The sequence below is a fragment of the Desulfovibrio fairfieldensis genome (assembly GCF_001553605.1).
GTDB lineage: Bacteria > Desulfobacterota > Desulfovibrionia > Desulfovibrionales > Desulfovibrionaceae > Desulfovibrio > Desulfovibrio fairfieldensis.
Genome location: NZ_CP014229.1, coordinates 3,045,542 through 3,067,431 on the forward strand (window position 1 = coordinate 3,045,542; position 21,890 = coordinate 3,067,431).

Consider the following 21,890-nt stretch of genomic DNA (forward strand, 5'->3'; position numbering starts at 1 on the left):
CGTTGAGGACACTATGCCCCTGAAAATCGCCATACTGGCCTCGGGCAGCGGCACCAACGCCCAGGCCATGATCGACAAGTCCGCCGACGGCATTCTGGATGTGGACATCCGCATGATCCTCAGCAACCGGCCGGGCGCCGGCGTGCTGGAGCGCGCCCTCAAGGCCGGACTGCCCCATCTGGCTCTGGACCACACCCTCTTTCCGGACCGGGAGAGCTACGACCGGAAGCTCATCGCCGTGCTGCGGGAAAGCGGCGCGGAACTCATCGTCCTGGCCGGATACATGCGCCTGCTCAGTTCCGCCTTTCTGGAGGCTTTTGCCGGGCGGGTCGTCAACATCCACCCGGCGTTGCTGCCCAGCTTTCCCGGCGTGCACGGCGGGGCCGACGCCCAGGCTTACGGGGTCAAAATTTCCGGCTGCACCGTGCATTTCGTGGAGGAAAAAGTGGACAGCGGCCCGGTGATCATCCAGGCCGCCGTGCCGGTCAACGCCGGGGAAGACCCGGACGACCTGATGCGGCGCATCCATGCCATGGAACACCGCATCTATCCCCAGGCCCTGCAATGGTTCGCCGAGGGCCGCATCAGCACGCGGGGCCGCCAGGTGCACCTGAACCCGGCCGTCTCGCCCGCCCGGTCCGCCGTCCGGCCCGACGGCCCGTGGCTGGTCTGGCCGCCGCTGGAAGAAGGATTCTGACTCTCCGGCGGCGCGGAAAAGCCGCAATCCGCTTTGTTTTAATCCCGCGAAGATGAACGCATACGGGCCAGCAATGCCGGCAGGATAAGCGAATAAATAGGGCGAGAAAGAAAAGACTCTTGCGGCAGCCTTCCTGTAGCTTTGCGGTTATTTCACAAAATCCGCCTTTTCCGCGCGGGCGGCGTTATCGGCGCGTTTTTGCTGCTCACATACTTGAGTATGTTCCGCACAAAAATGCGCCGCTGCCTTGTCCGCACGAAAAAATCGCCAATTTTGCAAAATTCCCGCAAAACCAGCCCCCGCTCACTTGCCGACTGTGTCGGCTGCGTTCGCGGGAATGAGGAAGGAAGGCCACTTATGGAAACAAATGAATATCCGATGATTGAGGCATTCATTCGATTGCCCCGGCAATACCGGGCCGTTGCATTTTCCGACCATGTATAGTACATTAAATATAAGTAATTTTATTAACAGGAATTATTTACAACGCCCCCGCCTATGTTACAAGGATACAACTGGCGAAAAAGCCGCTACAGCGGCCGCGCAGGCTCCCCCCTTCCCGAGGGAGCCGATGGAGGGCGTATGCCGGAGGAGTGGAACAGTTCCGAACTGCTCTATCAGAGCGTGCTGGATGCCCTGCCCGAGGGCATCCTTTACTGCGACGCCAATTACATCGTCCGCAAAGTCAACCAGTGCTATGCCTCCCTGCTGGGCGGCGACGTCAAAACCATTCTGGGCAGGCCGCTGCCGGACCTGAATCCCCTGACCCGCGCGCCGGTGGTCATCAAAAACGGCCGCCCGGAAATGGGCGATCTCTGTACCCTGCCGCTCTTCGGCGACAACTACAAATTCGTGGTCAACAGAATCCCGGTGCGCGACAGCGACGGCGCGGTCACGGGCATGGTTTCGCATATTCTTTTCACGGATCCGGCGGAACTGCGCGAGCTGAACCGCAAAATCGATTTCCTGGCAAAAAAGCTGAAGCATTACAACCGCAGCCTCAAGTCGGAACACAACGCCCATTACGATATTGGAAGCATCATCGGCGACAGCGCGCCCATGCGGGCGGTGAAAAAACTCATCCAGAGCTATGCCGCCGACGCCCATCCCGTGCTGATTCTGGGCAGGACCGGCACGGGCAAGGAGCTGACGGCACACGCCCTGCACGTGCGCAGCAACCGCGCCGCCGGTCCTTTTGTCAGCATCAACTGCGCGGCCATTCCCAAAGAGCTTTTCGAGGCCGAATTGTTCGGCTATGCGCCGGGCGCCTTTTCCGACGCGCGCAAGGAAGGCAAAATCGGCCAGATCGAACTGGCCAACACGGGCACGCTCTTCCTGGACGAGATCGGCGACATCCCGCTGCACGCCCAGGTCAAGCTGCTGCGCGTGCTGGAGGAAAAACGCATCACCCGCCTGGGAGACGTTTCCGGCCGGGAGGTGGACTTCCGGCTGATCACCGCCACCAACCGCGATTTGCAGGACATGATCAGCCAGGGAAACTTCCGCGAAGACCTCTATTACCGCATCAACACCCTGACCATCCGACTGCCGCCCCTGCGCGCCCGCCCGGAAGACATTCTGCCTCTGGCCCGGCATATTCTCTCCAAGATCGGCTGCCCCACGGCGAACTTCACGGACGAGGCCGTGCGCGCCATGGAGGCCTATGCCTGGCCCGGCAATGTGCGCCAGCTATTCAATACCCTGGTGCACGCCACCCTGCATCAGAGCGGCGAACGCATCGACGCGCGGGATCTGCCCCACGAGGTCACGGGCGGCGTTCAGATTCCCGAACGCCACTCGCCTCCGCAACGCCACCATGATCTCGCCGCCTGGCTGAGCGCGCAGGAGGCGGGCTTTCTGACTGCGGCCCTGCAGGAAAATCAAGGCAACGTCACGCTCACGGCCCGGCAGCTGGACATCTCGCGCGTGACCCTCTACGCCAAGCTGAAAAAATACGGCATCCGGCACTCTGACGCCGACACGGCTGCAATCGATCTGTAAAGATTCCCTTACAGTCACTCTGTACAACGATTAAGAAAACTTTACAAAAAATCCTGCACTCTCCGCCCGTTTTCTTCGGCCACGACATGCATCCATTTGAAATACAAAACAATCTCCATTCCCCTACATTGAGGCACGCCCCTTGCTATCTCCGGACAAAGCGGACATTCATCACGCCGCCACGTCCCGACCCCAGCAAAGGAGAAAATCATGCAAGCTGCCAATGGAGGCGAAGCCGCCGCCCGCGCCCTGATCGACCTGGGTGTGGAATTTGTGTTCACCCTGACCGGCGGGCATCTCAATCATATCCACCAGATATTGGAAAAGAGCCCGGTCCGCCTGGTGGATACGCGGCACGAACAGGCGGCCACCTTCATGGCCGACGCCTACGCCCGCATGACGGGCAAGCCCGGCGTGGCCATGCTCACCGCCGGGCCGGGCTTCACCAACTGCATTTCGCCCTTGCAGCAGGCGGCCACCAATTGCACGCCGCTGCTGGTCATCGCCGGAGCCTCGGGCACGGACTACCGGGACAAGATGGACCTTCAGGACGCCCCCCAGGCGGCCATTGCCGCGCCTATCGTCAAGGCCGCCTATGTCTGCACCCAGACCGAGCGGGTGGCCGAATATGTGGAAACAGCCTTCCGCATGACCCTGGCCGGCCGGCCCGGCCCGGTTTTTCTGGAACTGCCCTGTGACGTGCTGGGCAAGGCCATGCCGGGCGGGGAGTGCCCCTGGCACAAGACAGTGATGGAGTCCAGGCCCGTGGACCCGCGCGGGGTGGAAAAAACCATCGCCCTGCTGCGCGAGGCTGAACGGCCCATTGTGGTGGCGGGCAGCGGCGCCGGTTACGCCGGGGCCGGAGAGGAACTGCGCTCCTTTGTGGAAAAATGCGGCATCCCGGTCTTTACCTGCAACATGGGGCGCGGCCTTGTTTCGGACCTGCACCCGCTCTGCTTCGGGCTGGCCGGGCCGCACCGCCCGCTGGCGGCCAAGAAAGCGTATGCGGAAGCGGATCTGGCCCTGATCCTGGGAAACCGCATCAGCCTCAACCATTTTTTCGGAGCCGCCTACAATAAAAAGGCCACGCTGATCCAGGTGGACGTGGCCGGAGAGGAACTGGGACGCAACCGGGCCATTGATCTGCCCGTCATCAGCGATGTGCGCGCCTTCCTGGAACTGACCAACAGCCGCCTGGACGCCCTGGGTCTCTCCGGGGTCGGATCGGACGGCCTGGGACGCCGCTACGCGGATTGGGTGGAGGAGCTGCGCGCGGAACAACAGCGCTGCGCCGAAGCCATGCTGCCCATGCAGACCAGCGACGCCGTGCCCATCCATCCTCAGCGTCTGGTCCATGAAGTGGATCGGTTCATGGACCGGGACGACGACGTGGTGCTGGCCGACGGCGGCGATACCCTGACCTGGGTGCATATCGGCCGCACGGCCCGCACGCCGTACAGAATTCTGGACCACGGGCAGTACTGGTGCATCGGCGGCGGCATCGCGGACGCCATTGCGGCCCGGCTGGTCTATCCCGAAAGCCGGGTCATGCTGGTCACCGGCGACGGCTCCTTTGGCTTCAATTTCATGGAAGTGACCACAGCGCTGCGCAAGGGCCTGTCCCTGGTCATCGTGGTAGCCAACGACCAGAGCTGGGGCATGATCCGGCACAGCCAGCAACTGCGCCTGGGCTACACCCTGGACTCCGTGACCTGGATCGGCCCCACGCCCTACGAAAAAATGGTGGAAGCAGCGGGCGGCAAGGGCTTTTACGTGGAACGCCCGCAGGACATCCGCCCGGCCATTGAAGCGGCCTTTGCCGCCAATACCGTGGCCTGCGTCAATGTGATGGTGGACCCCTCGGTCATCAGCCCGGCCAGCATCGCTTTGGGGCAGCTGGGGGCCTACAAGATCACGGACTAATACCCCTTTAAAACAGGAGCCCCCATGAAAATTGCGAAATTGTGCACTGCTGCAGCGGCCATATTGCTCATCGTCACTTCCGTCCATGCGACGGAATACAAAACGATGAAAATCCGAATGGCCTGCTCGACGCCACCCGGCACAATCCAAGCCGCGCCGCTGGACAAGCTTGCAGAGATCGTTGAGCGTGAATCCGATGGCAAAATTACTTTCGAAAAGTTCTATGGCGGCGTTCTGGGCGACGAGCAGAGCACCGTCAAGCAGCTGCGAAGCGACAGCATCCAGATCGGCGTCATGGCGGCGGGTAACCTCACACCATTTGCTCCCAGCTCCACACTCGTCATCATGCCTTACCTTTTTCCTAAAAAGGAAATGGCTCGTATCTTCTTCAGCGACAAAACCCTGATGGGCGCTTTGGCTGACAAAATAGCCGAGCAAAGCCGTACACGCCCTTTGGCATGGCTTATGAGCGGTTATCGCGTGCTCACCAATTCCCGGCATCCCATCAAAAAACTGGAAGACATGCGCGGCCTCAAATGGCGCGTGCCTCCGGTAGAACTCCAATTGAATACCTTTCGGGCCTGGGGCGTGGAACCGCATCCTCTGGCTTGGATCGAAACCTTCAACGGCCTGCAGCAAGGCGTCATTGACGGCCAGGAAAATCCCAACGACCTGAACCGCGACACCAAGTTCTGGGAAGTACAGAAGTACATCACCAATGTACATTATATGATCTGGGTAGCCCCGATCCTGGTGAGCGAGCGTTGGTACCGTAAGTTGGACCCCGACACTAAAAAGCTGTTTGACCGTGCGGCTCAGGAAGCGGCCCTATGGATGTGGGACTGGGCCGAAACCCAGGACAAAAAGGCTCTTCAGGAATGTCTTGATCATGGTATGACCGTCAATGATCTCGAAGATGAAGCTGTCTGGATGGAAAAGGCTCGCGCCATCTGGCCCAAGTACTATAACGTGATCGGCGGGAAGGAAGTGTTGGACAAAGCACTGGCCGTCATGGGGCAAAAGTAGGCTGAACCGGGCCGGAGCCATACGGCTTCGGCCCACCGACGACGGGAGGGAGGAGAGGCATGCTCCGCAAACTTTACGACAACCTCGAAGAATACCTCTGTTTCCTTTTCAGTGCGGTTATGGTCCTCTGCCTCATCCTACAGGTGGGTATCAGAACACTGACAGGCGACGCTCTGGCCTGGACGGAAGAACTCAGCCGCTATTGCTTCATCTGGACCGTCTACGTGGCCATGTGCTTTGCCACCAAACGGCTGACGCAGGTGCGCATCACCGCGCAGTTTTTGCGGGCTTCCGTACGGACTCGACTCATTTTCCGCTTCATCGCCGACGCCATCTGTATCGCATTCAATTTTTTTGTCGCCTGGGTATGTTTCTCCTCCATCGCGGAAAATTTTGATTTCCCCGAAATTTCAGCCACCTTGGGCATCGTCAAAGGCTATGTTGAAATGGTCATCCCTGTTTGCTTTGTTCTGGCAAGCTGGCGCTGCATCGAAGCCTGGGTTGTCAACTGGCGGCGAGGGACATTGGAAAATCTCGTCAAAAATGCAGGCGAAGGGGATCTCTGATGGATACGCTGACCATACTCGGAACAAGCCTGCTCCTGCTTATCCTGATTGGCGTCCCTATCTACATGGTACTCATCGGGTCAACCATCATCGCCCTTGTCTGTGCGGGCACGCTCCCCCTTGAAATCATTCATGAAGCCCTGTTTGAGGGATTGAATTCCTTTGCCCTGCTGGCCATCCCCGTCTTTGTCGTGGCGGGGTCGCTCATGGAGCGCGGCGGCATCACCAACCAGATCATCGATACGGTCAAACAGCTGACCGGGCGCATCCACGGAGGCCTGGGCATCACGACCATCCTGGCCTGTACCTTCTTTGCCGCCATCTCCGGCTCGGGACCGGGAACAGTCGCCGCCGTGGGAACCCTACTCATCCCCTCCATGATCCGTAACGGCTACAGCCCACGCTATGCGGCTGCGGCCTCCTCTTCCGGGGGCACCATCGGCATCCTCATCCCGCCGAGCAACCCGTTAATCATTTATGGGATCATGGGTAATGTCTCCATCACCAGTCTATTTACAGCCGGTTTCGTACCGGGCTTCATGGTTGCCTTCTTTATGAGCCTAACGGCCTGGTTCATCGCCAAAAGACAGGATTTTTCCGGCGATGTCTCTCAACCCCCATTCAATGTCGCCCATTTCTGCAAAACCTGCTTCAGATATCTGCCGTCTCTACTGACGCCCTTCATCATCCTCGGCTCTATCTATTCCGGCATCTGCACGCCAGTGGAAGCCTCGGTGGTGGCGGTGATTTGGGCATTTCTCGTCGGGGGCCTCGTCAACCGGCAACTGACATGGAACAAAATTTACCACTCCTTTGTGGACGGAGCCATGCTCTGTGGCGTAGTGCTGCTTATCGTTGGTTCGTCCACACTTTTCGGCAAGCTGCTGACCTATGAGCAGGTACCCTTGCGTCTGGCCGAAGCCTTTCTTGCTTTCTCCCAAAGCAAGACCGTCATTATGCTGCTGATTCTCGCCCTGTTGCTTGTGCTCGGCATGTTCCTCGAAACGCTGGCGACGCTTATCATCCTCGTGCCGGTGCTTATGCCCATCGTGACGCAACTCGGCATCGACCCAGTGCATTTCGGCATTTTCCTCGTACTGACCAACGAAGTAGCCCTGTTGTCCCCGCCGCTGGGCGTAAATCTCTTCGTCTCCTCACGCATAGCGGACATCCCCGTGGAATCGGTGGTCATCGGCATCATGCCTTATATCGGCGTACTCATTTTGTGTACGTTGCTGGTGGCTTTTATTCCGGAGATTTCACTCTGTCTGCCGAGACTATTCGGCTATCTATAAGCGACAGATCAGCATCCGTAGCCGTACTCTACGCCTTTCTGGTGGAGGGTCTGCTGCTGCGTTCCCTGACCTGGAAGCAAAGCCTGGGAAGTGCTCAAAGGCGCGGCCATCACCAACGTCACCATCTTCATCATCATGTGCGTGACCTGCGCCCCGGGCCAGTTGTTGCTGATCCACAACGTGCCGGACGCCGTGGGCGTCTTGCTGGCCAGCGTGGCCCACAACAAACATCTGCTGCTGGCCATGCTCCTGGCCCTGGCCGTGCTGGCCGCCGTGCCGCAAATATCTCTGCTGCTCCTGAACTGAATAAAAAATGTCCCGCCGCCGGGAGCGATCTCGGCGGCGGGACGGGAGTGGTCCGGCGGAGCGGTTTGTTACGCCCAGGCCCTGGTGATCAGGTCGTGCAGCTTTACCGAAAGGGCCTTGAGGTCCGGCTTGGTGTATTGAGCGTCCGCGCCCACGCTGGCGCATTTGCGGGCCAGACTTTCGTTGATCATGGAGGAAAAAATAGCCACCGGGACCTGGTTGAGCATCGGGTCCGTCTTGATCCGCTTGCACAGGGCCAGACCGTCCATGGACGGCATTTCAATGTCGCTGATGATGCCCTGCACATAGGAGGAAATGGGCTTGCCTTCCTCTTCGCTGCGGGCGCGCAGGCGCTGGAGATAATCCCAGGCTTCCTGGCCGTTGACGTGCTGCACCACGTTGAAGCGGCCTTCCTTGTTGAGCAGATCCAGCACCAGGGAACGGATGCTGCTGGAATCGTCCACATGCAGGATATTGTAGGTCTTGCCGTCGGCGTCATTCATGGCCGCGCCGTCAAAGCTGATGGCCATGGCCGGGTGCAGTTCGGCCACAATGGCCTCCAGATCCAGGAGAAAAATGACCCGCTCTTCCAACCGCACCACGCCGGTCACGGAACTGCGGCTGACGTTCTGCAGGAAATTGCCCGGCGCTTCCACATCCGTCCAGCTCAGGCGGTAGATGCGGTTGACGCCCGACACCAGAAAGCCCGTGCAGACCGTGTTGAACTCGGTCACAATGACTTTGGCGTCCTCATTGGTGATGGGGCCGCTGCCCAGGAACTGGGCCATGTCGATGAGCGGCACAATGCGGCCGTTGCGATGGGGAAAGGCCCCCAGCAGGGCTTTGTGGCGCATTTCCGGCATGGCCGTGACGGTCTGCCGCCGCCCGATTTCCACCACCTTGGCCACATTCAGGCCGTAGTGGGCTTCGTAGCCGTCCTGGTTGACGTAAAATTCCACGATTTCCAGCTCATTGGTGCCGGTTTCCAGCAAGATATTGGTCTGCGCCATAGCTGCTCCATGTGCGGGGGACGCCGCGCGGATAGGTAAAAAATTTCCGAATGTCGGTCCGACCGGGAAAAACGCCGGCGCTCCGTCATCCGCGCCTGTCAGTGCCGTTGCGTTCTCTTATCGGACAACGGCCGGAAAAGATTAGCGGCGGCCCGGCAAATATACCGGGCCGCCGCCTGCGTACCGCTGAAAATTTCAGTCCTGATCCTGGAACAGGGCTGTGGACATATAGCGTTCGCCGGTGTCGCAGGCAAAGGTGACGATGTTCTTGCCCCGCATTTCGGGACGGGATGCCACGCCCAGCGCGGCCAGCACGTTGGCTCCGGTGGAGATGCCCGCGCACACGCCCTCGGTGCGCATGAGCTTGCGGGCCATGTCAATGGCCTCCCGGCCGTCCACCTGAATGATTTCGTCCAGCAGGGCGCGGTCCAGGATTTCCGGCACAAAACCCGCCCCGATGCCCTGGATCAGATGCGGCCCCGGCTTGCCGCCGGAGAGCACGGGCGAAGCCGCGGGCTCCACGGCCATGACCTTGAAGCCGGGGATGCGCTCCTTCAGAAAACGGCCCGTGCCGGTGATGGACGAGCCCGAGCCCACACCGGCCACCAGCACGTCCATCTTGCCCGCGCTGTCCTTGTAGATTTCCGGCCCGGTGCTCTGGTAATGGGCCTCCACGGCCTCGGGATTGGTGAACTGGCCGAGAATATGGCCGCCCGTGGCCTGGGCGATGCGGTGCGCCTCCTGCACGGCCGCGCCCATGCCCTTGTCCGCGGGCGTGAGCTTGAGCTCCGCGCCCAAGGCCTTGAGCAGATTGCGGCGCTCCAGGCTCATGGATTCCGGCATGGCGAGCACGCAACGCAGGCCGCGCACGGCCGAGACCAGGGCCATGCCGATGCCCATATTGCCGCTGGTGGCCTCCACCAACACGCCGTCGGGCTCCAGCTCGCCGTTTTCAAGGGCGCGCTCAATCAGGTAAAAGGCCACGCGGTCCTTGATGGAGCCCCCGGGATTGCGGTTTTCCAGCTTCAGCCAGACCGTGCCCGGCAGGTCGCGGGAAAGATCCAGACGGAGCATGGGCGTATTGCCGATGGTCTGCAAAACAGTGGTCAACATAATCTATAGCCTCGCGTTATATACTCTCGCGTTTGCTGCGCTCAAAAAAGCCGGTTCCGGAAGCGTTACCGGCATTTACTTTTTACGGATATTCCTTAGATAAGGGTAGAGGAAAGCGCGCCGCTTGGCAAATAGTTCCAGCAGCCTCTTGACAGGCGCGACAAGTAGCCGTAAAGAAAGCGTCCCATCGGCGCGGAGTCGGGCGTTGCCCGGTCACAAGCCTTTGATTTTATGGAGGAAATGTCATGAAATTTGTACAGTTGGTGCCGCTTCTTCTGGCTCTGGCCCTTTGTCTGGCGGGCGGCGTGGCTCATGCCAAGGCCGATACCGTGGCTTTGTACACCGAAGCTGTAATGACCGGCGATGTGGCCGCCCTGCAAAAGCTGCTGGCGCCTAACTACTGGCACGTCAGCTCCAACGGCCATATCCAGGACAAGGAGCACTTCATCGCCGGCATCAAAAACAAGGAGCTGGTCGTGGACCGCCTGACGCTCACCAACGTGCGCGACACCAAGGTCGGAAACACCAGGATGCTTACGGCCAACGGCTACTTCAAGGGTACGGCCGTGCCGGCTCTGCCCCAGGGGCTGATGCGCTTCACCATGGTGCTGGCCAACAACAACGGCCAGGAGCAGGTGGCGCTTTTCCAGGCCACGCCCGTGGACCCCACTCCGGACTGCAAGGACGGCAACTGCCAGATCAAGTAAGGCCGACCGCTCTTCAAAAATTATGATCCGCCGCTGCCTTGAGGCAGCGGCGGATTTTTGTTTCCCGAAAAGATTTTCCTTCTCAGAAGCGCTTGAAGCGCCATGCGTTTTTGCCGCTGTGCTTGGCCTGGTACATGGCGGCGTCCGCCGCCTTGTAACACTGTTCGTAGCTCATTCCCCGCTTTTCCCGGCAAATGCACACGCCCACGCTTGCCGAGGGCATATAGACCTGGGAATCAAGAGTCAATGCGCGGGAGATGCCGCTGAAAAAGGCTTCAATCTTGGCCCGCAGCTCTTCCTCGCCGGTCAGCGAAGGCACAAAGGCCACGAGTTCATCGCCACCCAGACGCGCTACAAGGTCTGTTTCCGCAAAAGCCCTTTTCAGGCGTTGCGCGACAAAGGCCAGCACCTTGTCGCCGCAATGATGCCCGTACCTGTCGTTGACGCCCTTGAAATCATCCAGGTCAATGAGGGCCAGCGCGTAATTGCCGCGCCGCTCTTTGAGGTAAAGCTGTACGGATTCCTCAAAGCTGGCCCGGTTCATGATACGCGTCACCGGATCCAGGGTGGCTTTTTTCATGATATTTTCCGCAAAGGAAATCGGAAAATATTCATCCTCATTCTGCAGGGCCGTCGCTGTGGAGCAATGCCACGAACAAATCCTGAAGCCGTCGCCCTTGTCGCAGCAGGTATAGGTGTTGCGGCATTCCAGGGCGAAATCCGTTCTTCCCCGCAGGGATGCTCTGGTCTGCACGAACAGTGTGGCCACGACCGGTCCGAGAGCAATTTCTTTAACGTCCGTGAGCTCCACGTCATACGGCGTCGCGTCTGTTCGCAGATCGTCGTCCAGCAAGCGGGCCACCGCGTGTTTGCCGAAAATCTGCTCATGTGCCGCCGTGCCGATCCAGATCACATCGTCCGTGAGGAGTTCCAGAATTCCATCCCGGTTCCGTTCGCCATATTCATGCAGCAATTGCCGCACCGCCGCTTCCCCGCTTGCGGGCTTCGTTTTCAAAGTCAATCCCCCTTCACCGGCGCGGCCTTTCCCACCGGCAAACATACGGCGGCGACATGCTCGGCCGGGGCCTCCCGGTAAAACATGCCGCCGCCTTTCCAGAACATCACAGCGAAAACAGGGCAAGCCGTCTCAGCTAAAACACGCCCGGCAAACCATGGTTCCTCAAAGCCGCGTCGCAGGAGCCGATATGGTAGTCGGTGTGCGAGGCCAGCATGACCAGGGTGGCCGCGTAGGAGGTTTCGCGGCCCAGCTTCGCGCTCAGCACGACGTTAGTGCGGGCCAGATCCGCGTCTTCCAGCCCGGCGATCCAGTTGTCCACGCGGGCCTTGACCGTGGCCGCGTAGTCCCGCAGGGCCGTCTTGCCCAGCGCCGGAACGTCCTGCGTCCTGAGCATGAGCGCGTCCATGTCGCAGGGCACGGGCAGCAGTTGCCCATTCTCGCCGAGCACAAGAAAATCCAGCACCATGATCGCGTGGGCGAGCTGCTGCCAGACGGGCCAGCCGCCGTTTTTCTCCACCCATATTTCATCCGGGCAGACGTCCACATAGGCCTCCAGCAGTCCCCAGGCGTGCAGAAACGGCCCCTGGGCCGCCATTACGATTGCGCGGGACATACAGCCTCCTTGACGTTGTTACTCAAAGCGGCTCGCGCCGGTGATCAGCACCATGTCCACGGGCACATTCTCGTGCATGCCCATGCTCTTGGTCTTGACCTTGGCGATCTTGTCCACCACGTCCATGCCTTCGGTGACTTTGCCGAACACGCAGTAGCCCCAGCCGTCGAGCGTGGGCTGGCTGTGGTCCAGAAAGTCGTTGTCCACCAGATTGATGAAAAACTGGGCCGTGGCGCTGTGCGGGTCGCGGGTGCGGGCCATGGCGAGAGTGCCGCGCTCGTTCTTCAGGCCGTTGTCGGCCTCGTTCTGCACGGGCTCGCGGGTGTCCTTTTCGTCCATGCGCGCGCCCATGCCGCCGCCCTGAATCATGAAGCCGGGGATCACGCGGTGGAAGATGGTATTTTCATAAAAGCCGTCATCCACATACTGCAAAAAATTGGCGACGGTCTGGGGAGCCTTGTCCGGAAAAAGTTCGATCAGGATGTCGCCGGACGAGGTTTCCAGCAACACGGTGGGATTGTCAGCCATGCCTGCTCCTTAAAAATTGGGGATATTCGGCCCGGCATGGGCCGTTTTTGAAATATAGGCCAGGCCGGGCCGGATGACAATGCCGGGGCCGGGGTATACACTGCCGCCCATGCCCGGAACGAAGAAAATTCCTCCCAAACAGCCCGCAGCGCGGCCCGGAGCCGCCCCGGCGATGCTGCCCGGCCTGGAGGCCGCCCCCCGACCCGTCCCGCCGCGCCACCTGCCGCCCGACGCGCATCTGCCGCAATTGCGGGAAGCCCTGCTGGCTTGGTTCGCCGCGCACCAGCGGCCCCTGCCCTGGCGCATCAACTACACCCCCTATGAGGTCTGGATTTCCGAGGTCATGCTCCAGCAGACTCAGATGGAACGCGGGGTGAGCTATTTCACGCGCTGGATGGCCCGCTTTCCGGACGTGGCGGCGCTGGCCGCCGCCTCGGAAGAGGAAGTGCTGCGCCTCTGGGAGGGCTTGGGCTACTATTCGCGCGCCCGTCACGTGCTGGCCGCGGCCCGGCTGATCATGGAAAAGCACAAGGGCGTCTTCCCCTCGGGCCTGGAGGACATCCGCGCCCTGCCCGGCGTGGGGCCGTACACGGCCGGGGCCGTCGCCAGCATCGCCTTCGGCGAAAAGCTGCCCTGCGTGGACGCCAATGTGGAACGGGTGGTGGCCCGCGTCTTTGATCTGGACGGTCCGGTCAAGCAGGAACCGGCGGCCTCGGCCGTGCGGGCCTGGGCGCTGCGCCTGGTGCCCGAAGGCAGGGCCCGCGAGCACAACCAGGCCATGATGGAACTGGGCGCGCTGGTCTGCGGCAAAAAGCCGCGCTGCGCGCTCTGCCCCCTGGCCGCCTTCTGCGTCAGCCTGCATCTGGGCATTGTGGACCAGCGCCCGGTACCCGGCAAACGGGCCGCGATCACGCCCATTGAGGTGGTCACCGGCGTGCTGCGCCACACGGGCCGGGTTTTCGTGCAAAAGCGCCTGGCCTCCGGGGTCTGGGGCAATCTCTGGGAATTCCCCGGCGGCCGGGTGGAGCCGGGCGAAAGCCCGGAACAGGCCGTTGCCCGCGAGTTCGGCGAGGAAACCGGCTTCGACGTGGCCGTGGACCGCAGCTACGGCATCATCCGCCACGGCTATACCACCTACAGGATCACCCTGCACTGCTTCGCCCTCAGCCTGGCGGCGACAACGGCGGCCGCAACAGCGGCGGAACCGCCCGCCCCGCCCATCCTCACGGCGGCCAGCGCCTGGCGCTGGGTCACGCCCGTTGAACTGGAAAATCTGGCCATGCCCGCCGCCCACCGCAAACTGGCGGATCAGATTTTTGGGCCGGGCGGACAATCGCGCCTGCCCGGCGCATAGCCGCCGGAATATCGGCCGCGCGCCCCTGCCGGTCAGCTAAACGCCAAGGCCGCGCCATATCCCGGCGCGGCCTTTGATTGCCCTGATTTTTGAAGACAGTCCCGCTGGAACGCGGCCCCGGCTATTCTTTGAGCCGGACCATGAGCGCTTCCAGGGTGCCGGTCAGCTCCACCAGCCGGTCCATTTCCTCGCGGGCCTCGGCCATGGATTTGGCCGTATCGGCGGCCATGCCGCTGACCTGGTCGATGGAGCGGTTGATCTCCTCGCTGGCCGCGGACTGCTGCTCGCTGGCCGTGGCAATGGCGCTGACCTGACCGGCCGTGTGCTCCACGGTGGTGACGATCTCCTCCAAAGCCTGGCCGGACTCACCCGCCAGATCCGTGGCCTGTTCGATCTGGGCCACTGCCTTGTCCACGGAGGCCATGCTTTTGGACGTGCTGTCCTGAATGGCCTGGATGGCGTTGCCCACATCCTGGGTGGAAGCCATGGTTTTTTCGGCCAGATTGCGCACCTCGTCGGCCACCACGGCAAAGCCGCGCCCGGCGTCCCCGGCCCTGGCCGCTTCAATGGCCGCGTTCAGGGCCAGCAGGTTGGTCTGGTCCGCGATATCCGAAATGACGTTCATGATCCGGTTGATGGAGCGGGCGTGCTCATCCAGCTGGCCCATGTCCTCTCTGAGGTCCAGGGAGAGTTGATGCACCTGTTTGATGCTGCGCACGGCCTTTTCCACGACCTGCGCACCGGCTTCGGCCTTTTCCCTGGTCAGGGCCGACGCGCCGGAAGCGGCCTCGGCGTTTTTCGCCACCTCGCGCACAGTGGCGTTCATTTCGTTCATGGAGGCCGCCGCTTCGGCAAGCCGCTGGGCGGACACGGCCGCGCCGCTGTCCGATTGCTGGATGCCCCGCGACAGGCCGCCGGAAATGCCGGAAATCCTGCCCACGGCTTCTTCCAGGGACCGCGCCACCAGGGCCATGCGCTCGTTCTTGTCCATGATGAGCTGCTCGGCCCGCTTCAGGGCCGTCATGTCCACATAGAGGCAGAGCCCGCCGATGCAGGCCTTGTCCTCGTCGTAGATGGGAAAAATATTGGCCAGCACGTCGATTTTCCGCCCCTTGTGGCCGGTGATGACGATATCCAGATTACGGAAGTACTCGCCGTTGCGGATGCTTTTGCCCACCGCCGTCTCCCGCGCGGGATCATTGTAAAAGAGTTCCGCCAGGGTTTTGCCCAGGCAGGACTCCACGCTGTCGTCAATCTCCAGCATGTCCAGGCAGGCCTGATTGGTGCTGGTGGTACGCTCTTGCGCGTCCACCAGCAGATAGGGCATGGGCAGGCCCTGAAACACGCCGCGCGACAGGCCGCGCTCGAATTTCAACGCGCGCAGCGCGGCGTCCAGGCCCGCGTGGATTGCGGGCAGATCCTCGGCCCGGAAGACCTGGGCCGCGTCCAGGCGGCCCTCGGCCAGATCGCGCAGCCGTTGTCCCACAGCCTTCAGGGGCCGCAGAAAAATCAGCCGCGCGCTCAGGCCCAGGCAAAAGGCCGTAAACAGCGCGGCCAACACGGCCCCGGTCAGTGCCGCGGCGCCCAGACCCTCGGGACAAAAAGCCGTCCCGGCCCAGGCCAGAACCGCCGTCAGCGCGGCCGTCGCAATGCAACTTACTGAAAATTTTTGAAAAAGCGTCATACTTCCATCCCCTTGCAGTGAACGCCTCGGCAATATTTCTCGCTCGCACGAGTCTTAACGGCGAATACCGGATTTCTTTTAGTCTATCTTGTGTAATTCGCGACGCAATTTATTTTCCACGGTTATTTCCGGACCTCCTGCTTGACAAGCATTGCGGCATGCGCTAATTGAGTCCAATTCAAGACGGTTTACGCTTCGGCGCATATCGTCACATCCTGATGCAGGACGTATGTTCACAACGGGGTGGCCTGAATAGGCCCCCTTTTTTTTGTCCCCGCGGCAAAAGCAGGTCCCTTTCCGGGCTTCATCTTTAGCCGCCCTCAGTAAGGAAAACATGAGCGAAAACGCCCTCAAGGAAACCGTCATTCGTCTGGCCGAACCCGTGGTCCGCTCCCTGGGGCTGGTCATCTGGGGCGTGGAAGTTGTCCAGGCCGGGCGCATGGCGGTGCGGCTCTTTGTGGACGTTCCTTCCGGCGCGCCGGAAAGCCCTCAGGCCGCCGACGGGGAGAAAAATGAAGCCCCCTCTTCAGCCAGCATAGGCCAGTGCGAGGAAATCTCCCGCCATCTGGGCCTGGCCCTGGAAGTGGAGGACGCCGTGCCCTCGGCCTATGTGCTGGAAGTATCCACCCCCGGGCTCACGCGCCTTTTTTTCAGCCTTGACCAGATGCGCCCCTATCTGGGCGACATGGTGGAAGCCCGGCTGCACGCCCCCGTGGCCCCGGAAGCCGCCGCGGGACCTGCGGATTGCGGAGGCGGGGCCCCCCGCCGCCTCTGGCGCGGCAGGCTCGCCGCCGTTGAGGCGGACGCCTTTGTGCTGGAACCCGCCGCGCTTTCCCCCGAAGGGGAGGTCAGCCCCGAGGGCCTGCCGCCCGTGCGCCTGCCCTGGGCGGCTGTGCGCCGGGCCAGCCGCATGTATATTTTCCGCCAGCCGGTGAAGCCCGGCAAGGGGTCAGGCAAGGGCTCCCGCAAAACTCCCGGCAAGAGCGCCGGTCCCGTCCCCGCCCACGGCGAGGCATCACCTGAAGCGAAGTAGCGATTTCACGCCGCCACGCGCGGCAGCCGGAGGCAGACATGAATCTTGAACTCAAAAAGGCCATTGATCAGATCAGCAAAGACAAGGGCCTTGACCGCGACATGCTCATCGACACGCTGGAAGACGCCGTGCGCACCTCGGTGCTGCGCCGCTTCAGCGAGGATATGGACGTGGAAGTGACCTACAATGACGACACCGGCGACATTGAGGTATACCAGTTCAAAATCGTGGTGGAAGACGACGACGTGGCCAACGAGGACACTCAGATTGCCTTGGCCGACGCCCGCGAGCATGATCCCTCCGTACAGTTGGACGACGAAATGGGCTTCCGGGTCAAGGTGGAGGACCTGGGACGCATCGCGGCCCAGTCCGCCAAGCAGGTCATCATCCAGCGCATGCGCGACGCCGAGCAGGAAATCATTTACGAGGAATACAAGGACCGCGTGGGCGAAATCGTCTCCGGCATCATCCAGCGCCGCGACAAGGGCGGCTGGGTGGTCAACCTGGGCCGCACCGAGGCCATTCTGCCCCGTGAGGAGCAGATCCCGCGCGAACATTACAAGCGCGGCGACCGCGTGCAGGCCCTGATCATCGAAGTGCGCAAGGAGGGACGCGGCCCGCAGGTGGTCATCTCCCGCGCGCACCGCGACTACATGGCCGCCCTGTTCCGCCGCGAAGTGCCGGAAGTGGACGACGGCGTTGTGCAGATCATGGGCGTGGCCCGCGATCCCGGTTCCCGCGCCAAGGTGGCCGTGCTCTCGCGCGAACGGGACGTGGACCCGGTGGGCGCCTGCGTGGGCGTGCGCGGCTCGCGCATCCAGAACATCGTGCAGGAGCTGCGCGGCGAACGCATCGACATCGTGGTCTGGAGCCCGGAGATCGCCACCTACGCCCGCAACGCCCTGGCCCCGGCCCTGGTTTCGCGCATCGTGGTGGACGAGGAGGAAAACCTCCTGGAAGTCATCGTGCCCGACGACCAGCTCACCAACGCCATCGGCCGCAAGGGCCAGAACGTCAAGCTGGCCGCGCGCCTTCTGGGCTGGAAGGTCGATATCTTTACCGAAACCCGCTACAACGAGGCCAATGCCATCGGCCACGGCCTGGAGCAGGTCGCCAGCGTGGCGGAAGTATCCATTGAAGCTCTGCTGGAAGCGGGCTATTCCTCGCTGGACGCGCTGCGTGAAGCCAGCGACGAGGAACTGGCCGACAAGCTGACCATCAGCGCTTCGCGCATTTCCGACCTGCGCTCGGCCATCAACTTCCTGGCGCCGGTAGTGGAGAGCACGCCCGAGTCCTCGGCCGTGGAGCTGGGCAGGGCCGCCGGGACAGAGGAAGCGGAAGACGGGGACGCCCGGCCCGAAGAAGACGGGGCGGAGCCTGATGCGGCACCCGAAACAGCGGAAGACGCCGGAAGCGGCGATGCGGAAAAATAAGGCCGCCGCAACGGCGCGGGAATCCGGCCCGGAAGCGCCGGAACAACGAAAAAGGCCGGAAGGTCCGGTGCGGATGTGCGTTATCTGCCGCCGCCGTTTTTCCAAGGCCGACGTGAACCGCCATGTGCTGACCCCGCAGGGGAATTTGAGTATTGACGTAGAAAAAACCAGACCGGGCAGGGGCTGGTATGTGTGTTCCGATCCTGTCTGCGAGCGAAAATTCGCGAAATACAGGCCCGGCACACGGCGCGCGGCAGCCGTGGCACGAGGAACGAGTGTTACGGATGCCGACAGCAGCGATGCGGCAGCCGATAAGCGAAAAAAGAACGTTGCTTTAGCTGTTGCGGCGCAACCGCTTACAGATAAGGACAGCAGCGCTACGGTTGGCGACAGCTTTGATAAGGGGGGTAACCATGCCTGAAGAAAAAATTAAGATAAAGGATCTCGCCGGAGAGCTCGACGTGCAGTCCAAGGACATGCTGCGCGCTCTGCGTGATCTTGGCCTTCCGGCCAAGACCACGGCTGGCTCCGTGTCCGTGGAGGACGCGGCGCGCCTGCGCGACCATTTCGCCGGCCGGAAGCAGGGCGGCGTGGAGCGCACGGAGGTCCAGCCCAATGTCATCGTGCGCCGCCGCCGCAAGGACGCCGCGCCCGCCGAACCCGCGCGCCCGGCCGTTGCGCCGTCCGCTGCCGCGCCGGGAGAAAAGGCCTCCGAGGCCGAAGTCGCTCCCGCGGCCAAAGCTGAAACGGAAAGCGCGCCTGTCGCTGCCGTAAGCACGGCCACGGCTGAAAAAGCCGCAGCCGAGGCCCCGGTGGCCGACGCCCGCGCTGATGCGCCGGAAGGCGCCACGGCCCAGGCCGCCGCTCCGGAAGTTGCGGAAACGCCCGCTGCCGCGCCCAAGGCACAGAAGACCGCCCGTGTGGTGGCCGCCGCGCGCGTCATCAGCCGCCCTGGCGACGAACCCGCGCGCCCGGTCGCGCCCGAAGCTCCTGTTGCGCCCGTTGAGGAGGAAAAGGCAGCCGCTCCCGAGGCTCCGGCCAGCGAACCCCCCGCCGAAGCCCCGGAAAAAAGCGCCAAAACCTCCCGCCTGGCCCGGCCCGACGCCTCGGCTGTGCCCGAGGGCTCTTCCGCGCCCAGCCTGCTCCCGCGTGCGGCAGAATCCCGTTCCGAGGGCGGGCAGACGGACGATGCCGCGCCCGCGTCGGACGATGCCGGTGAAGCCGCGCCGCGTCGCGCATCCCGGCCTGAACCCGCCGCGCCCCAGGTGCGGATCATTTCACGTCCCGCGCCCGGTTCGCAGGACAGCCGCCCCGCCCCACGTTCCGCGCCCGGCTTCCGCCCCGGCGGTCCCGGACGGCCCGGCGACGGCCCGCGTTCACCCCGTCCCGGCGGCCCGGGCAGACCCGGCGGCCCCGCGGGCGCTGGCAGACCCGGAGGCACGGGCGCCCCGCGTCCCGGTGGTCCCGGACGGCCCGGCGGTTTCGGCCAGCCCGCGCCCGCCCAGCCCACTGACGGACGTGACGGTCAGAGCAAGAAAAAACGGCTCAAGGGCCGCCGTACCGTGGACTTCCAGCAGGGAGATTTCGCCCGCCGCCAGAGCGACGATGATTCGCCGCGCCTGAACCGGGGCAAGGGACGCCGCAAGGGCGGCAAGCCCGTGAATCTGCCCCAGGCCACCCAGCCCCTGAAGGCGGCCAAGCGCAAGATCCGCGTCACGGAAGCCATCCGCGTGGCGGACATGGCCCATCAGATGGGCCTCAAGGCCAATGAAATCATCAAGGTGCTCTTCGGCCTGGGCGTGATGGCGACCATCAACCAGTCCCTGGACATCGACACCGCCACCCTGGTGGCCGCCGAGTTCGGCTACGAAGTGGAAAAGGCGGGCTTCTCCGAGGATGACTATCTCCTGCCCAAGGAGGCCGACGCGCCTGAAACCCTGAAGCAGCGCCCGCCGGTGGTGACCATCATGGGTCACGTGGACCACGGCAAGACCTCGTTGCTGGACGCCATCCGCAAATCCAACGTGACCCGCGGCGAAGCGGGCGGCATCACCCAGCACATCGGCGCCTACCACGTGAAGACCAAGCGCGGCGAAATTGTCTTTCTGGACACGCCGGGCCACGAGGCCTTCACGGCCATGCGGGCGCGCGGCGCGCAGGTCACGGACCTGGTCATCCTGGTAGTGGCCGCCGATGACGGCGTCATGGAGCAGACCCGCGAGGCCATCAACCACTCGCGCGCGGCCAACGTGCCCATCATGGTGGCCGTGAACAAAATGGACAAGCCCGGCGCCGACCCGGACCGCGTGCTGCGCGAGCTGGCCGAGCTGGGTCTCCAGCCTGAGGATTGGGGCGGCGACACCATTGTGGCCAAGGTTTCGGCCAAGACCCGCCTGGGCCTGGACGATCTGCTGGAAATGGTGGCCCTGCAATCGGAAATCATGGAGCTCAAGGCCAACCCGGACAAACCCGCGCGCGGCCATATTGTGGAAGCCAAGCTGGACAAGGGCCGCGGCCCCATCGCCACGGTGCTGATTCAGGAAGGCACGCTCAAGCAGGGCGACAACTTCGTCTGCGGGCCCTTCTCGGGCCGCGTGCGCGCCCTGACCAACGACCAGGGCAAGAAGGTCAAGGAAGCCGGACCCTCCCTGCCCGTGGAAGTGCAGGGCTTTGAGGGTGTGCCCGTGGCGGGCGAGGAATTCTTTGTGGTGGCCGACGAAAAGCTGGCCCGCCGCATCGCCGATTCCCGCGCGGCCAAGCAGCGCGAACGCGATCTGGCCTCCGAATCCCGAGTCACGCTGGAAACGTTCCTCTCCCAGCGGGCTTCGGATCAGGAAACCCTGACCCTCAATCTGGTGGTCAAAGCCGACGTGCAGGGCAGCCTGGAAGCCATTACCGAGGCTCTGAACAAGCAGAGCACGGACAAGGTGCGCCTCAACGTGGTGCATGGCGGCACCGGCGCGATCACGGAATCCGACATTCTGCTGGCGTCGGCCTCCAAGGCCATCATCATCGGCTTCAACGTGCGTCCCACGTCCAAGATCAAGGACGTGGCCGAGCACGAGAACGTGGACATCCGCTTCTACGATATCATCTACAAGCTGGTGGATGACATCAAGAGCGCCATGGCCGGCCTGCTGGCCCCGGTGCAGCGCGAGGTCTACCTGGGTCAGGCCGAGGTGCGCGAGACCTTCAGCGTGCCCAAGATCGGCGTCATTGCCGGTTCCTATGTGGCGGACGGCAAGATCGCCCGCAATGCCGGGGTGCGCCTGCTGCGCGACGGCGTGGTGGTCTATACCGGCAAGATCTCGTCCCTCAAGCGTTTCAAGGATGACGCCAAGGAAGTGGTCAAGGGCAATGAATGCGGCGTGGGCCTGGAGAACTTCAACGACGTCAAGATCGGCGACATTATTGAAGCCTTCGAGACTGTGGAGGAAGCGGCGACGCTGTAGAGGCTGGAAGCCGGGTTACGGCCTGGTTGGATTGCCGGGTTATACGGCGAAAAACGGTTTTTCTTCCGCTGGCTGTGTCAGCGGCGCGGTTGGGACGCTCACGTACCTGAGTACGTTGCGCGTCCCAACCG

General features: G+C 62.5%; 19 protein-coding genes. 13 read left to right on the forward strand and 6 right to left on the reverse strand.

The features are described 5' to 3' along the window. The first annotated feature begins 13 nt into the window (after window positions 1–13). The 7 genes from purN to AXF13_RS12875 all read left to right on the forward strand — a co-directional run bounded on the left by purN (window position 14) and on the right by AXF13_RS12875 (window position 7,814). Window positions 14–697 (forward strand): phosphoribosylglycinamide formyltransferase, encoded by a 684-nt coding sequence (purN, locus tag AXF13_RS12845; RefSeq protein WP_062253839.1) that lies wholly within the window; start codon window positions 14–16, stop codon window positions 695–697. Between the two features lie 582 nt (window positions 698–1,279). After that, window positions 1,280–2,698, forward strand: a complete 1,419-nt coding sequence (locus AXF13_RS12850; protein ID WP_062253841.1) for a sigma-54 interaction domain-containing protein — start codon at window positions 1,280–1,282, stop codon at window positions 2,696–2,698. A 210-nt stretch (window positions 2,699–2,908) separates the two neighbouring features. Beyond that, window positions 2,909–4,621, forward strand: coding sequence for a thiamine pyrophosphate-binding protein (locus AXF13_RS12855; RefSeq protein WP_062253842.1), 1,713 nt, complete (start codon window positions 2,909–2,911; stop codon window positions 4,619–4,621). Window positions 4,622–4,645: 24 nt separating this feature from the next. Continuing rightward, entirely contained in the window at window positions 4,646–5,647 is a 1,002-nt protein-coding gene (locus tag AXF13_RS12860) for a TRAP transporter substrate-binding protein (protein WP_062253844.1), read from the forward strand. Between the two features lie 59 nt (window positions 5,648–5,706). Continuing rightward, window positions 5,707–6,213, forward strand: a complete 507-nt coding sequence (locus tag AXF13_RS12865) for a TRAP transporter small permease (protein ID WP_062253846.1) — start codon at window positions 5,707–5,709, stop codon at window positions 6,211–6,213. After that, a complete protein-coding gene (locus AXF13_RS12870; protein WP_062253848.1) occupies window positions 6,213–7,508 on the forward strand; it encodes a TRAP transporter large permease in 1,296 nt (431 codons plus the stop codon). The genes AXF13_RS12865 and AXF13_RS12870 overlap by 1 nt, the downstream gene beginning before the upstream one ends. Before the next feature lie 90 nt (window positions 7,509–7,598). Next, a complete protein-coding gene (locus tag AXF13_RS12875) occupies window positions 7,599–7,814 on the forward strand; it encodes a hypothetical protein (RefSeq protein ID WP_062253850.1) in 216 nt (71 codons plus the stop codon). A gap of 68 nt (window positions 7,815–7,882) precedes the next feature. Here AXF13_RS12875 and AXF13_RS12880 read toward each other — a convergent pair whose 3' ends face one another. Continuing rightward, a complete protein-coding gene (locus AXF13_RS12880; RefSeq protein ID WP_008683165.1) occupies window positions 7,883–8,824 on the reverse strand; it encodes a chemotaxis protein in 942 nt (313 codons plus the stop codon). Window positions 8,825–9,019: 195 nt separating this feature from the next. After that, window positions 9,020–9,937 carry a cysteine synthase A gene (cysK, locus tag AXF13_RS12885; protein WP_062253852.1) on the reverse strand — a complete coding sequence of 306 codons (918 nt, stop codon included), beginning with the start codon at window positions 9,935–9,937 and terminating at the stop codon, window positions 9,020–9,022. Window positions 9,938–10,182: 245 nt separating this feature from the next. Here cysK and AXF13_RS12890 point away from each other — a divergent pair, with 245 nt between their 5' ends. Next, window positions 10,183–10,644, forward strand: coding sequence for a nuclear transport factor 2 family protein (locus AXF13_RS12890; RefSeq protein WP_062253854.1), 462 nt, complete (start codon window positions 10,183–10,185; stop codon window positions 10,642–10,644). A gap of 82 nt (window positions 10,645–10,726) precedes the next feature. On the opposite strand, the gene AXF13_RS12895 is transcribed toward AXF13_RS12890, so the two are convergent. The 3 genes from AXF13_RS12895 to AXF13_RS12905 all read right to left on the reverse strand — a co-directional run bounded on the left by AXF13_RS12895 (window position 10,727) and on the right by AXF13_RS12905 (window position 12,803). Continuing rightward, window positions 10,727–11,659, reverse strand: coding sequence for a diguanylate cyclase domain-containing protein (locus AXF13_RS12895; RefSeq protein ID WP_223299921.1), 933 nt, complete (start codon window positions 11,657–11,659; stop codon window positions 10,727–10,729). Window positions 11,660–11,795: 136 nt separating this feature from the next. Beyond that, a complete protein-coding gene (locus tag AXF13_RS12900; RefSeq protein WP_062253857.1) occupies window positions 11,796–12,275 on the reverse strand; it encodes a DinB family protein in 480 nt (159 codons plus the stop codon). A gap of 18 nt (window positions 12,276–12,293) precedes the next feature. Next, complete coding sequence (locus tag AXF13_RS12905) at window positions 12,294–12,803, reverse strand: peptidylprolyl isomerase (protein ID WP_008683157.1); 510 nt, start codon at window positions 12,801–12,803, stop codon at window positions 12,294–12,296. Window positions 12,804–12,975: 172 nt separating this feature from the next. On the opposite strand from AXF13_RS12905, the gene mutY reads away from it, so the two are divergent. Next, a complete protein-coding gene (gene mutY / locus AXF13_RS12910; RefSeq protein ID WP_223299922.1) occupies window positions 12,976–14,157 on the forward strand; it encodes an A/G-specific adenine glycosylase in 1,182 nt (393 codons plus the stop codon). A gap of 121 nt (window positions 14,158–14,278) precedes the next feature. Here mutY and AXF13_RS12915 read toward each other — a convergent pair whose 3' ends face one another. Further along, the gene (locus AXF13_RS12915) at window positions 14,279–15,841 is read right to left on the reverse strand and encodes a methyl-accepting chemotaxis protein (RefSeq protein ID WP_062253860.1); all 1,563 of its coding nucleotides are present in this window, start codon (window positions 15,839–15,841) and stop codon (window positions 14,279–14,281) included. A gap of 334 nt (window positions 15,842–16,175) precedes the next feature. On the opposite strand from AXF13_RS12915, the gene AXF13_RS12920 reads away from it, so the two are divergent. From AXF13_RS12920 to infB, 4 genes are read left to right on the forward strand one after another with little or no spacing between them, the layout of a single operon-like run. Further along, window positions 16,176–16,874, forward strand: a complete 699-nt coding sequence (locus AXF13_RS12920; protein ID WP_062253861.1) for a ribosome maturation factor RimP — start codon at window positions 16,176–16,178, stop codon at window positions 16,872–16,874. 38 nt (window positions 16,875–16,912) lie between these two features. Then, on the forward strand, window positions 16,913–18,307 hold the full coding sequence (gene nusA, locus AXF13_RS12925; RefSeq protein ID WP_062253863.1) for a transcription termination factor NusA: 1,395 nt from the start codon (window positions 16,913–16,915) through the stop codon (window positions 18,305–18,307). Beyond that, the gene (locus tag AXF13_RS17410) at window positions 18,294–18,728 is read left to right on the forward strand and encodes a YlxR family protein (RefSeq protein ID WP_083522099.1); all 435 of its coding nucleotides are present in this window, start codon (window positions 18,294–18,296) and stop codon (window positions 18,726–18,728) included. Before nusA ends, AXF13_RS17410 begins: the two co-directional genes overlap by 14 nt. After that, window positions 18,721–21,759 carry a translation initiation factor IF-2 gene (gene infB, locus AXF13_RS12930; RefSeq protein ID WP_062253865.1) on the forward strand — a complete coding sequence of 1,013 codons (3,039 nt, stop codon included), beginning with the start codon at window positions 18,721–18,723 and terminating at the stop codon, window positions 21,757–21,759. The genes AXF13_RS17410 and infB overlap by 8 nt, the downstream gene beginning before the upstream one ends. Window positions 21,760–21,890 lie beyond the last annotated feature (131 nt).